The following is a 13,029-nucleotide window of genomic DNA, read 5'->3' as shown; positions in this document are numbered from 1 at the left end:
TTGTTAATTCGTCAATTATGCCATTAGCTTTTAGATTCTCAAGTTATTGTTTCATTTTCTGTAACAAGTATTTTCAGGAAGCTATAACCTTATCTTTATTCAATACTATGAATGTAAAGATTCAATAACGATGGTAACAAAAACTTCTTTGTTGCTTATAGTAATGACGACTAAAATATAATTAAAATATTTTTTCAGCTTTTTTTAAGATTGCCTCTTCTCTTTCTCAACGAAATCTCAGAATGAAGCGTTAAATTTTGGATATCGTGGTAAACCCAATCCTAGATAAATATTGTATTACCTAAAAAAAATAATTATGAAATTTGAAGACTTTATTACTCTCATTCATCCAGTCTTAGCGGTTGCTTTTGTTTTCCCCATCATTGGAATAACAGTCAACTTCGCTTGGCAAACTCGTCAAAGACGCTTACAAAGCGCTGAAGGTGGTAAAAGTAAAATTCCTCCCGTCGTTGGGCCAGAACACCTTAAAATAGGACGATGGTTAGCTGCTTCAGTTGTTGGTGTAAACCTAGTTGCTTTAGCTTATTCCGTCGTCTACGGTTATCAAGGATTTATTGATCAACAAAAAGATGGCAAATTACAAAGCTTTCAGGTGATTTTTATTCTCCTGATGTTTATTTTGACCGTTGTTTCCTTATTTTTACTGTATCGCGCTAGAGAGAAAAAGTGGCGGGCGATTTTTGCAACGCTAACGGGAATGGGTTTAGTTATTCTTGGCTGTCAAAATGGCGTATATCGCTTGTCCAATCAATGGTATTGGTCACATTATTATATCGGTATGGTCGCTTCAATGTTAATGATTTTTTCACTGGCGATCGTCGAAGATATTTACAAAGATCGTTCAAACCGTTGGCGCATGATTCATACTATTCTCAATAGTCTAGCCTTACTGCTATTTATTGGACAAGGCATGACAGGAACAAGAGATTTACTCGAAATTCCCCTAAGTTGGCAAAAACCACATATCTACAAGTGTGATTTTAATAATAAAACCTGTCCTGATGGTCAAACGTCGCTTAATTCGTCTACTTTTGCACAAATGAAGCTGGATTATGACAAAACCCTCGATTTTTGAGGTAAGTACCGCCAGAGAATGATTTCTCTGTCTCAAAGCCTAAGTCCATTAAAATGGACTCTTATCTCATATAGTTAGTCGGTTTTAACAAGGGGCTGTGGAAAGCCGTCGCACGGCGAACCTTGTACGCCCCGCCGACTTGAGCTATAAGACAGGGATTTTAATCCCTAGCGTACTTCATTAATCCAAAAGCATATTCGCTACCACAAAAATTACTTAACGTCAAGTAATTCCACATCAAAAATTAGAGTTGCATTGGGAGGAATAACACCACCTGCACCTCGCGCCCCATAACCCAAGTCGGGAGGAATAATCAAAGTACGACGGCCACCGACTTTCATCGTTCCGACCCCTTCATCCCATCCTTTAATCACCTGTCCGACACCAATTTTGAAATTAAAAGGAGACCCTCTGTCTACTGAACTATCAAACTTTTTACCGTTCTCTAGAGTTCCTGTGTAGTGTACAGTAACTTTTTGTCCAGTTTTTGGAGTGGCACCGTCTCCTTCAACAACATCAATATATTGAAGACCTGAAGGAGTGGTTGTTGCATTACTTAAATCCATTTTGCTTGTTTCCTTAGTTGAATTGGCTGCGAGGGTGGATACGGGAGAGGAATTCATGTCAGAAGCGATCGCGTCTGGTTGTTTGCCAAGATTGAAGATAGAAGACAAAATCAGCAAAAAACCAAAAAAGGCAACGACGCTAAAACTAATCAAAATTTCTTTCATAAAAACACTATCGCCAAAGTTTATTTTCTAATTCTCTGACCTGTCGTTCCAATCGATCAATCCTTCCGCGCAATTCATCGACTTCTGACTGACGCGAAACCCCCAGATCTTGAAGGATATTCCGCATTTGTCGTTCGAGTTGTTTTTCAAACCCCCCTTGTTCTGTTTTTAGTTGATTCATAAAATCATCAACAAAAACCTTAGCTTGATCGGGATTGATTTTCCCTTCTTTAACCCATTGATCGCTCGCTTCTTTCAATTTTTCGGCGACGAGGGAAGTCGTCCCGATCCCAACCATTAATAGTTGTTTAATCCAATCATTATTATCCATGTGAACCCTATTTATCTCCACATAGAGTGAATCCCCATGATCCTATCAAATCCATAGGTCTTATCCTCAACTTACTTAAGACGGATAACCCTATCTTAATTGACGGAAATTACGAAATTATCGTGCTTTAAACGATACTTTCACTATCCCATAGACGTTCAAGCTGTAATTTCCAAGCTGACAAAAACTGTTCACGTTCTTGGGAATCTTGATCTAATCCGCCTAACATTCCTTCCTCATAAAGACGATTTAGACTTTGTAAAGTTGCTTCTAAAGATTGTCCTTGCAGTTTAGAAGCACGAATAATCTGGCGGACTTGTTTTTCAACTAAAATTTTAAAACATTCATTTAGCCCGTTTTGATGTAGCCACACTAACTGATCGATCGCTTCTTTTAAATCTTGTGTGGTTAAGGTTTCTCCAAAATGTTGAAAGACTCCCCAGACAACCCCTTGATGAATGGCAAAGCGTACCATTTGAGTTAAATCAAAATTTGCTTCTAATAACTCTATCAAATAAGATTGGGCGGTTTGTAGAGGAACAATTGGTACTAATATCCTAATCAAAGTTTGATCAGAAGAGAGCATCAGCAATAAACGTAATTGATCTGTATCAACCTGCCAAACTTCGGGAGTCGGACGCGCTACCGTTTCACTGCCAAAGTAATTGTTTAGAGTATTAGTAATCTCACTTTCTGAAATCATGTTTATTTCAAAAGAAAATATAAATTTTTTATAACATTTTAGAAGACCCGCAACAAGAGATTATTCAATAAATCTATCTTAAGGGTCATCTATACCTTTATTGTTAGAATTAAAAACGGTTAATATTAAATCCGTTGAAAAATAGAAGTTTAAGAGCAGAATTTTTCGACACACCGGACAAAAATTTCTACACCCATCGCTAAAGCGGTTTCATCGAAATCAAAACGAGGATGATGATGAGGATAAGCTAATCCTTTTTCAGAATTAGCGGAACCTAAAAAGAAATAACATCCAGGAACTTCCTGTAAAAAGAAAGACATATCTTCACCCCCCATCGTCTGACATTCTGGCACAATTCCCGCCGGCGTTTCCACGACTTCTACCGCTACAGAACGCACTAACTCAGCGATTTGAGCATTATTAATGACAGGTGGATACAATTGCCAGTAATCTAACTCGTAATTCGCCCCATATGCTTGACAAATTCCTTGAATTATGCTATGTAATCTTTTCTCGAAATAACCATCATAAGCAGGATTAAAATATCTCACCGTTCCATCCATCACGGCGGTATCTGCAATTACATTATTGGCGCTACCGGCATGAAATTCGCCTACCGTCACGACGGCTGAGTCAATGGGGTTGACATTGCGGGCGACAATGGTTTGTAAAGCATTAATAATTTGTGCGCCTACAACGATAGAATCAACGGTTTGATGAGGCATCGCCCCGTGTCCGCCTTTTCCTTGAATTAGGATATGAAATGTCTCTACAGCCGCCATTAATGCGCCACTGCGTACCCCAACCGTACCCAAGGGTAGATTATTCCAAAGGTGTAAACCAATGATGGCATCAACATCAGGATTTTTGAGTACACCAGCTTCGATCATCGGTTTTGCGCCACCTGGCCCCTCTTCGGCGGGTTGAAAGATGATTTTAACGGTTCCTTTGAAAGCGTGACGATGTTGGGAAAGGTAATAAGCGGTACCGAGTGCGATCGCTATATGTCCATCATGTCCACAAGCGTGCATTTTTCCGTCATCTTGCGATCGATATTCGACTTCATTTTCTTCTTGTATCGGTAACGCATCCATATCCGCACGAATGGCTAAAACTGGCCCAGGATATGCACTTTTAATAATAGCAACAATTCCCGTCTGGGCTATTTCGGTATAATGTTCGATGCCCATTTTTTCGAGTTTTTGGGCGATTAATGCAGCAGTGAGGCGTTCAGTAAAGGCTAATTCGGGTTTTTGGTGTAATTGTCGTCGCCATGTCACTAATTGACTTTGTAAAGCACGAATTTCTAGACGAATTTGCGATAAATCAGTCGAAGTCGAAACGGGAAAAGTAGAGAGCATAGTACATCAATCGAGCCACTAGATCCCTAGTGTAACCCGATTTTATCTTTGATTAATGTGACGAATTGTCTCTTATTTACTTGCGGGGACTGTCCACCATGCTAGAGCATAAGATTGATCTGCATTATTAATTCTTTGACGATATTGAACGCGGATTTTATAGTTTCCTGTTTTTGGGACGGGACAGAAAATATGTTCAATACTATCAGCATCACTGATTGAGGCACAAGTATACTTTGTATTATTATCTTGGTCTGCGCTCATCAAGTAAACATCAAGATTATTTAAACCCCGATCGCGGAATGTTTCTCCAATATCATACCGTTGATTTTGATTACTATCATTGAGTTCAACCACGCGATCCCAAGCTAAGGTAATTGAAACAAAACTTTGTTCTAATAAGGGTTGTTCTAAAATATAATCTCGATAACCATTCATTTCGACGGTTCGATAATCCCATCCTATCGGTGAAACGGGCGTATCTGGACTCTGCTGATGGGCGCTATACTGTTGATAGGCTCGCCATGCGTTAAGATGTCCGCTTCCCATTTGAATATCTAAAGGGATTTTGGGATTAGAATAAGCATCAGAATCGAACCATGTTTGATTATGTTTGTTTAAAGTAGTTCGGTTCATTCCCAGTAATAAACCATTTCCAGGATCTAGAATTTTATCAGCAGAATTTAATAAGATTGCTTTCATCACTTCATGACGACGAGCATCGATATTCCAGTTAGAGGGATCTTGACGAATTTGACGATCGCCGTATTCTTGTAAAAGGGCCACTGTAGCGGTAATATGGGGTGCAGCGAAACTTGTTCCACTCACTTCGACAATTTTGCCCTTCATATCATAAGTTGAAATTTTATTACCCGGTGCGACTAAACTAACTGCCCGACGACTTCCTTGATTAATTTCTTTTTTAATTAAACTACTACCTATCCCAACGGGTAAACCACTTAAGTTAGCAAAATCTATTTTTTTATATTGTCCTTGTCTTTTGGCTGTATAGGCGGCGGTAATTCCATTATAATGATCAGTTGGAATCGGAATACCTCCTTTACCCTGATTTCCCGCAATCACATATAAAACATCGTGAACGCGAGAAGACCAATCAATACATTGAGTTAAAAGCGCATTTCCGTCTAATTTGGCATTTTCTCTAGGATCTCGTTGCAAAGATTCACCAAAACTAAAATTAATCGCCCTAACATCACCACTATTTTGTAAAGCGATATGCTGACTGGTTAAACATTCTTCGGGTTGTCCGCCTTTTTTGAGTGAACCGACTGCACCTGAATATAATCTAGCATCTGGGGCGACTCCTTTAAAGCGCTTATCTTGACTCACCATCACCCCCGCTACCATTGACGCATGATTATCAACATAGGTGTTGGCTTTAGCCAATTCATTTCGATAAAATAATCCTGATAATATATAAGGCGGTTTCCATGCGGCTACTTTATCTAAACCATACCGGATGGGTCTACCGATTTCTACTTGTCCAATAGCAATTTTACGCCCTGTTAAGTTAAGTGGTTCATTTTGTAAGCGATCGGCAAAAATTCCTTCTTCACCAATGGATGTATCGAGGGCTAAAACAGGTGTAACGACTCCAAGTGTAGCTATAATCCAAGCTAATTTAACTAATCTTCCCATAAGTGGCGATTTTAAGAATGGTGATCTATGCTCAATTCTACTAATTCGTATTCCTCTGAGGGTGGAAAAGGATTAATAAAATACGATAAATTTTGAATAGTCACATTTATTACTCTGTGTAGTGGATACTAATACTCAATTTCCCAGTCAATTTGAAGCGGGACGGGCTGCCTTTGAGCGTGGCGAATACCGTCTTAGTGTACAATTATTTGAGAAAGCTTTGCAAGAAATTTCGCCCAATTCACGCCAAGGGGGAGAAATTCAAACTTGGATCGTCACTGCATATCAAGGGATGGATAAAGTAGAAGAAGCAACCAGTTTATGTCGTCAGTTAACCACTCATCCGATCTACGATATTCGTAACCGAGCAAAACAGATTCTTTATATTCTAGAAGCTCCACGCTTACAACGTCCGCCGGAATGGATGAGTAAAATTCCCGACTTAGAAAAATTACCCGATAGTGAACCGAAATTTCAAAAAGGGCAAAATCTCTATAAACCTCCCAAAAACGAGGAAATCGGGCCAATTAATACCAAAGATAACCGTTTTATCTGGGTTGCTCTAGGGCTTGTTCTTGTTTTACTCGGTGGTTTAGTCTGGTTGAGTTAGACTTTTCCGACGGCAATTACACCATTTTGTCCCCCAAAACCAAAACTTAAACAGAGTGCGTATTTGGGGTTATTTTTACAAGAACTATTGACAAAATTCATTTTATATGCAGGGCGGTTTAAGCCGACACAAGGCGGCAAGATCCCAGTTTTTAAAGCCATCAGACAAAACGCTACACCGAGCGCCCCAGACGCGCCTAATGTATGCCCTGTCGCGCCTTTGGTGGAACTAATGGCAACCGATGGGCTAAAGAGTGTATTAATTATTTTAGCTTCTCGATCGTCATTGAGTTGGGTACTGGTTCCGTGAGTATGGATGTAGTCGATATCTTCTGTGTTTAGCTGGCTACGGAATAAACAATCTTTTACGGCAATTATTCCACTTTTGAGATCCTTTGCGGGTGCGCTCATATGATACGCATCACAGGTTAAACCAAATCCTAACACTTTTCCATAGATTTTAGCCTTGCGTTGAGCGGCTAATTCTGCGGTTTCTAAGACTAATATTGCCCCTCCTTCTCCTAAAACTAAACCTTCTCGTTTTTCATCAAAGGGATAACACCCTGTTTCGGCTAATGCGCCCATTTGGGAAAAACCCGTTAAAGTTAGGGGAGTAATGGGGGTTTCTATGGCACCAACGATCGCTCGATCGCATTTTCCTTGTAAGATAAGTTCAATGCCTTGAGCTATTGCCCATATTCCTGTTGTACAAGCAGCCATTGGCGATAAAACTGGGGCTAAGGTTTCGATCAAATGGGCGATCGTTGTTGCTGCATAATGGGGTAAACTATCTAACCAGTTTTCCGTATTTTTAGAAAGTGCAATTGTTTCGATTATTCCTTGACAGCCACGACTCGATCCAATGACAACGCCACAGTCTGGTAAAGGTGGAACTAATAACGCATCTTCTAGAGCCATTTTTAAAAGAATTTGCGTTAATGTTGGGAGTTGTAGCGGTTTATCCTGAATTAAACCCATCGGGAAAGCAGGTATGTTACAGAAGGGTTTTAACTTTTTAATACCGCTTTTTCCTTGTATTAGAGAATGCCATGTTTGGGATAGATTTCCTAAACAAGATTGTAAGGCGATTCCTGTAACAACGATCGTTTTATCATCTACATTCATCTGATGGGTGTTGGGTTGAAAAATTTAGATGGTATCACATACGATACAATTTCTTCCTTTTTCCTTAGCTTGTTGGAGTGCGTCAGAAGCCCTTCGAGTTACAATATCAGAGTCTAGCGCATTAGATGGAATTCCAGTCACCACCCCAAAACTCAGTGTAATATATTGACTGACTTTTGATGTCGGATGAGAAATTTTTAATTGTTCAATTTCTAAGCGAATTAAATTAGTGACTTGTAAAGCTCCATCTAAGTTGGTATAAGGAAGTAAGATGGCAAAGGTAGCCCCATGATAACGAGCTACAAGATCCGCCGGACGTTTAATCACTGCAACTATAGCTTGAGCAATATCTTGTAAACAGCGATCGCCTGCTTGTAGACCTACTTGCTCATTATAAGCGTGAAAGTAATCCAAATCCCCAAGAATTAAAGATAAGGAGGTTTGATCTACATTTCCCCAAGAAATTCGATCTCGCGCACAACGTCGCCATTCTTTTTCGAGAATTTCTTCAAACCGCCGACGATTAGCCACTTTTGTTAGTGTATCATCAAAAGAAAATTCCCTGAGATTATTATAAACTTCTCCCATATTGGATTCTACTTTATGTAAATCTTCCAGAGTTTTTTCGAGTTGACTATTTTGCTTATCGATACGTCTTTTTAGTTTAGCGATCGTCATTTGATGGTGAATCCGGGTTAACATTTCTTCAGGATGATAAGGATAACTCAGATAGTCAGCCCCTCCAATTTTATAAATTTTCCAAACATCAAAAGTTAAGTGATCGATCACGAAAAAAAGTACCGAAATATGGCTGATTATTTTATTTTCTTTAATCGTTTGACAAAAGGTATAGCTATCAGGATCTTTTAGTTCAGTACTTAGAATAATAAGATGGGGTAAATCTGTCGTTGCTTTCTCAATGCCTTGATTGAGATCCTTTGTATGATATACGTTATAGCCCCTTTTAAGCAATAGAGGGCAAAAAAAGGCAAGCTGATCGGGAATATCTCCTATAATCAGGATGTTTGCCTCGGAAAATTGTTCTGCTTGAATCGTCATGTTTAAAGTAATTTAATGATATTTTTAGGATAAGCAAACTAAAAAGACAAGGCTAAAAAAGGCTTAAACCGTTGTCCTTACTTAAATTATTCCCATTTATAGAGCCAAATTATCTTTTTTTGGTTTAAAGTTTTCTTTAGAATTTTTGCAATTTATTAAAGTTACTCTTGAATTCAAATCCCTTTAGGAAATTTTATTTATGAAAAGATTACCTTTATCGTCTTTATTGAGTTTTTCTCTCCTGCTACTCGCTCCTAGCGTCATTAAGTCTGCTGATCTTCCATCACCCAATACATCTAATAGTTTAATCCAAGCGCAGCAACTTTTTTATCAAGGTGTTGAAAAATATAAAAAGGGGGATCTTCAAGGTGCGATCGCTGATTATAATGAAGCTATTCGTCTTGATTCCACTATACCTGAAGCCTTTTTTAATCGGGGGAATCTTTGGGATGAATTAGGAGAATATCAAAAAGCCATTAATGATTATACTCAAACTCTTCGTCTTGATCCCGTTCATACAAAAGCTTATCACAATCGCGCTATGACCCGTGCTAAAATGGGAGATGATCAGGGTGCATTAAAAGATTACGATCAAGTAATCCGTCTGGCTCCCCAAAACGGTAATGCTTACGCAAATCGTGGTATCAGCCGCAGTCATTTAGGTGACTACAAAGGAGCCTTAGACGATTTTAATCAAGCGATTTCTCTTAATCCGCAGTCGGCTACTGTTTACCTCAATCGTGGTGTTGCTTGGGGCAATTTAAGTAATTATGAAAAAGCTATAGAAGATTTTAATCAAGCGATTTTTCTTAATCCTAGCTACGCTGAAGCTTATTATAATCGGGGTTTTGTTTACGGCGAATTAAAAGAATATCCGAAAGCCATAGAAGATTTTAATCAAGCGATTAGTTTTAATCAAAATGATGCTTTTGCTTATTATAATCGTGGTTTAATTTATATTAAAATGAATGAGCCTCCAAAAGCGAGAAATGATCTACAACAAGCAGCTAATTTATTTGAAAAACAAGGGCAAAAAGTCGATGCTCAAAAAGCTTTGGATCTCATGAGACAGTTACCTTAAACCAGTTAATTTTTAGAATTTGGACTTTTTAAGCCCTGTTGATCTAAATTAATGGCGAGGAAGATCAAAGCCTTACAGAATAGAATAATGTTGATCTAATCGTAGGAAAGTATGTAACAGAACATTGGCACCTTCAACGCATTGCTCAGGTGAAGTATATTCGGTTTGAGCATGGCTAATACCTGCAATACTCGGTACAAATATCATACCCATATCCGTTAAATTGGCCATTTCTTGAGCATCATGACTAGCACGACTGGGTAAATAAGTATAGCTAAATCCAAAATCTTCACAAATTTTAGCAATGGTTTGTTGTATATTGGATGCTGCGGGTGCAGGTTCGTTACGGAGACAGGGTTCTAGCTTAATTTGTGTTTGGGTACGAGTTGCGATCGCTTCTATCTCTTGTATTAATTCTGCCATTAAATGATCTAAATGCTCGTTAGACAAATCCCGAATATCCAAACTCATCTCAACAATACCAGGAATTACATTCGGTGCATTCGGTGATACTTGCATTTTACCCACTGTAGCGACTTGTTGACCGGGGGTGTTTCCAATCCGATTAACGGCTAAAATAATCAAGGATGCAGCAACAAGAGCATCACTACGCATATTCATCGGAGTTGAACCCGCATGACTGGAGTGACCTGTTACTGTAATAACATAGCGTCTTTGTCCGACAATTCCCTGTACTACGCCTATTTTTTTATCCATTGACTCCAAAACTGGGCCTTGTTCAACGTGCAATTCAACAAATGCGGCCATTTCTTGGTTAGTTCGTCGCGCTTGGTCAATTTTATGCCAATTTCCCCCAATATATTCTAAACAAGTCTGAATATCTCTTCCATCGACATGAGTATAATAATTAGGATCATTAACAATTTTACCGACCATTGCTTTAGAACCGATCATCGTACTTTCTTCATCAGCAAAAACGATGACTTCAATGGAATGATTTAAACGTATATCCGCTTCATGCAATACTCTAACAACTTCTATACCAGCTAAAACCCCATATGCTCCATCATAACGCCCCCCATTGGGAACCGTATCAATATGAGATCCTGTCGATAAAGTCGATGCTTGGGGATATTTTCCCTGATAAGTACCAATCATATTACCTGCTGTATCAATTCTGACACTCATTCCCGTTTCAATCATCCAACTTTGTATAAGATTTCGTGCGGCTAAGTCTTCGGGAGTAAAAGCAATGCGACAAACTCCACCATCAGAAAGATGACCGATTTTGGCTAAATCTTCAATACTTTTAAGTAAGCGATCGCTATTTATAACGATGGGTTTAACTATACTACTAACCATTAATAATTGTGTCGAATTAAAATTGTATACATTCTATCTTAGAAACGTATCTAAATCAGGAACATCGACCCAACAATGACGCTCATGGGATTGATGGGTTATATCCATCAAAAGTTGAGAGTATACCCCTTCTCGTAAGGATGGAGTGAGAGACTGATGAGTATCTATTGCTTCAACCCAACGATTTACCACTCTAATAAAAGGGGCTAAACGTCCATCTGGGAAGACTTGCGGGAAATCTAAACGTTTTGGGATTTCGATTTCTTGTAAACTTTCCCCGCTTTGTGCAGCCATTAACCGAAAACCATGTACATAATCTTTTAGGTTAGAACTGCCTAAAATTAGAGTTCCCTTTTCTCCATAAATTTCTAACCAATGTCCCCGACCATTATAGGTGACTGAACTAAGGGTCATTTGACAGGGGGTCCCATCGGCTAATTCAAGCATTACCAGACAGGTATCATCTGCGTCTACAGGCTTGAGACGGTTATTATCCATCGGATCAGGTCTATAGGTAATTGCACAGCTTAAATAGCCACACAGACGCTTTACAGAACCTAATAACCAATTAATATAATCAAAAGCATGGGAACCAACCGCACCGAGTACACCACCTCCTTTATCTTTTCTAGAATACCAATTCCAAGCGCGATCGGGGTTTGCGCGACTCGCTACCATCCAATCTATTTTAATGAGGCGTATTTTTCCGACATAATCTTGTGCTAAATATTCGGCTAAAAGTTGCCATGCAGGAACGAAACGGAATTCAAAATCGGTAGTAACAATGACATTTTTTTCTTGAGCAAGATGATATAGAGATTTAGTTTCATTTGCGTTGAGATTCATCGGTTTTTCGAGTAGGAGATGCTTTCCTGCTTCGATTACTTTTTTCCCCATTTCGTAGTGTAAAAAGGGAGGAGTTGATATACTGACTGCATCGACTTCATCTAAAGCGAGAATTTCATCAAGTTGATCGAATGCGTATGGGATATGATGAGTAGAAGCGATCGTCTTTGCTTTTTCTAAGTTTCGGTTATGGATAGCGACGACTTCGGTTCGATGATGATGAGCAAACCCGGGTAAATGGATTTGTTGTCCGAACCCTGTACCAACAACTGCAACACCTATTTTATCCATATTTATGATTTTAAGTTACATGGAAAAGCCCTTAAGAGTCTTGCCGTGTTTCGACCTCAAGGGCTTTGCTTTCTTCTCACTCCTCACACATTTAAAAAGATACCTGAATTTATAACTTTAAACATGATTCTTAGTGACGCTTTAGTAAGTGTCATAAGCTGAGGAACTGAAATTCAAGTTTTATTATCATTTATATACGGTTTCATCTTCTTTTCGCCACGCAGGATCGACAATACACAGAAAAACTAATGATTCTTCGCCACAGCTATAAATATATTGTTTAGCATTAGGTGGTATATAAACTGCATCACCAGGTACGACTATTTGTGTTTCATCATTAATGTGCATTTCTCCTTTCCCACTCAGAATGTAATAGACTTCTGAGGTTGTTAGCGAATGAGCTAAGGAAGTTTCGCCTACGGGTAATACCGCATGAGCTAAACTATAACGTAGTTCTAAAGGTTGTTTATCAGGATGGAGTAATTCTCTGAGTTGGGTACTATCACCCGCTAGAAATTCTTCACAGTCTTGAAGGTTTTTGACAAACATGGTTTTAATTAAGCAAAAATGTTATCCAAATTATTTAATAATAAAATATTGAATCTGCTTTAGACCTAAATTTTAAACGGTGATAGAGAATGAACTAACAAAACCAATCCCTCAATTGGCACATTTTGGAGTGACACTTGGCGGCTGAATTTTATATAACAGGAATAAGTTAAATTATTCCAAAAATCCTCAAGGGGTGATGAACAGCAAAATAAAGTATATATATGAGGTTGAGGGCTTCATAGGTAGAAAAAGATCAGAGCTT

At 38.8% G+C, this 13,029-nt stretch carries 13 protein-coding genes; 3 read left to right on the top strand and 10 right to left on the bottom strand.

Features of this window, described 5'->3' with window-relative positions; genetic code table 11:
• Window positions 1-316: 316 nt before the first annotated feature.
• Window positions 317-1,096, top strand: coding sequence for a DUF4079 domain-containing protein (locus C7H19_RS09610; protein ID WP_106456663.1), 780 nt, complete (start codon window positions 317-319; stop codon window positions 1,094-1,096).
• A gap of 212 nt (window positions 1,097-1,308) precedes the next feature.
• On the opposite strand, the gene C7H19_RS09605 is transcribed toward C7H19_RS09610, so the two are convergent.
• From C7H19_RS09605 to C7H19_RS09585, 5 genes are all read right to left on the bottom strand, one after another.
• On the bottom strand, window positions 1,309-1,827 hold the full coding sequence (locus tag C7H19_RS09605; RefSeq protein ID WP_106456662.1) for an FKBP-type peptidyl-prolyl cis-trans isomerase: 519 nt from the start codon (window positions 1,825-1,827) through the stop codon (window positions 1,309-1,311).
• Between the two features lie 7 nt (window positions 1,828-1,834).
• Window positions 1,835-2,158 carry a phasin family protein gene (locus tag C7H19_RS09600; protein WP_106456661.1) on the bottom strand — a complete coding sequence of 108 codons (324 nt, stop codon included), beginning with the start codon at window positions 2,156-2,158 and terminating at the stop codon, window positions 1,835-1,837.
• A 127-nt stretch (window positions 2,159-2,285) separates the two neighbouring features.
• Window positions 2,286-2,861, bottom strand: coding sequence for a hypothetical protein (locus tag C7H19_RS09595; RefSeq protein WP_245927419.1), 576 nt, complete (start codon window positions 2,859-2,861; stop codon window positions 2,286-2,288).
• A gap of 149 nt (window positions 2,862-3,010) precedes the next feature.
• A complete protein-coding gene (locus C7H19_RS09590) occupies window positions 3,011-4,222 on the bottom strand; it encodes a M20 metallopeptidase family protein (RefSeq protein WP_106456660.1) in 1,212 nt (403 codons plus the stop codon).
• Window positions 4,223-4,294: 72 nt separating this feature from the next.
• Window positions 4,295-5,881 (bottom strand): S8 family serine peptidase, encoded by a 1,587-nt coding sequence (locus tag C7H19_RS09585; protein ID WP_106456659.1) that lies wholly within the window; start codon window positions 5,879-5,881, stop codon window positions 4,295-4,297.
• 121 nt (window positions 5,882-6,002) lie between these two features.
• On the opposite strand from C7H19_RS09585, the gene C7H19_RS09580 reads away from it, so the two are divergent.
• A complete protein-coding gene (locus tag C7H19_RS09580; protein ID WP_106456658.1) occupies window positions 6,003-6,491 on the top strand; it encodes a hypothetical protein in 489 nt (162 codons plus the stop codon).
• On the opposite strand, the gene C7H19_RS09575 is transcribed toward C7H19_RS09580, so the two are convergent.
• Window positions 6,488-7,615 carry a beta-ketoacyl-ACP synthase gene (locus tag C7H19_RS09575; RefSeq protein ID WP_106456657.1) on the bottom strand — a complete coding sequence of 376 codons (1,128 nt, stop codon included), beginning with the start codon at window positions 7,613-7,615 and terminating at the stop codon, window positions 6,488-6,490. The two genes, C7H19_RS09580 and C7H19_RS09575, sit on opposite strands and share 4 nt — an antisense overlap.
• Window positions 7,616-7,639: 24 nt before the next feature.
• Complete coding sequence (locus C7H19_RS09570) at window positions 7,640-8,674, bottom strand: GGDEF domain-containing response regulator (protein ID WP_106456656.1); 1,035 nt, start codon at window positions 8,672-8,674, stop codon at window positions 7,640-7,642.
• A gap of 199 nt (window positions 8,675-8,873) precedes the next feature.
• On the opposite strand from C7H19_RS09570, the gene C7H19_RS09565 reads away from it, so the two are divergent.
• Complete coding sequence (locus C7H19_RS09565; protein WP_106456655.1) at window positions 8,874-9,755, top strand: tetratricopeptide repeat protein; 882 nt, start codon at window positions 8,874-8,876, stop codon at window positions 9,753-9,755.
• Between the two features lie 72 nt (window positions 9,756-9,827).
• Here C7H19_RS09565 and C7H19_RS09560 read toward each other — a convergent pair whose 3' ends face one another.
• The 3 genes from C7H19_RS09560 to C7H19_RS09550 all read right to left on the bottom strand — a co-directional run bounded on the left by C7H19_RS09560 (window position 9,828) and on the right by C7H19_RS09550 (window position 12,764).
• The gene (locus tag C7H19_RS09560) at window positions 9,828-11,078 is read right to left on the bottom strand and encodes a Zn-dependent hydrolase (RefSeq protein WP_106456654.1); all 1,251 of its coding nucleotides are present in this window, start codon (window positions 11,076-11,078) and stop codon (window positions 9,828-9,830) included.
• A 33-nt stretch (window positions 11,079-11,111) separates the two neighbouring features.
• Window positions 11,112-12,215: a Gfo/Idh/MocA family protein gene (locus C7H19_RS09555; RefSeq protein ID WP_106456653.1), complete on the bottom strand. Its 1,104-nt coding sequence runs from the start codon at window positions 12,213-12,215 to the stop codon at window positions 11,112-11,114.
• A 186-nt stretch (window positions 12,216-12,401) separates the two neighbouring features.
• Window positions 12,402-12,764 (bottom strand): cupin domain-containing protein, encoded by a 363-nt coding sequence (locus C7H19_RS09550; protein ID WP_106456652.1) that lies wholly within the window; start codon window positions 12,762-12,764, stop codon window positions 12,402-12,404.
• Window positions 12,765-13,029: the final 265 nt, after the last annotated feature.

Source organism: Aphanothece hegewaldii CCALA 016 (assembly GCF_003007785.1).
In the GTDB taxonomy this organism is placed as follows: domain Bacteria; phylum Cyanobacteriota; class Cyanobacteriia; order Cyanobacteriales; family Microcystaceae; genus Chroococcus; species Chroococcus hegewaldii.
The sequence above is the reverse complement of the archived record's forward strand: the minus strand, read 5'-3'. Positions and strand labels throughout refer to the sequence as shown.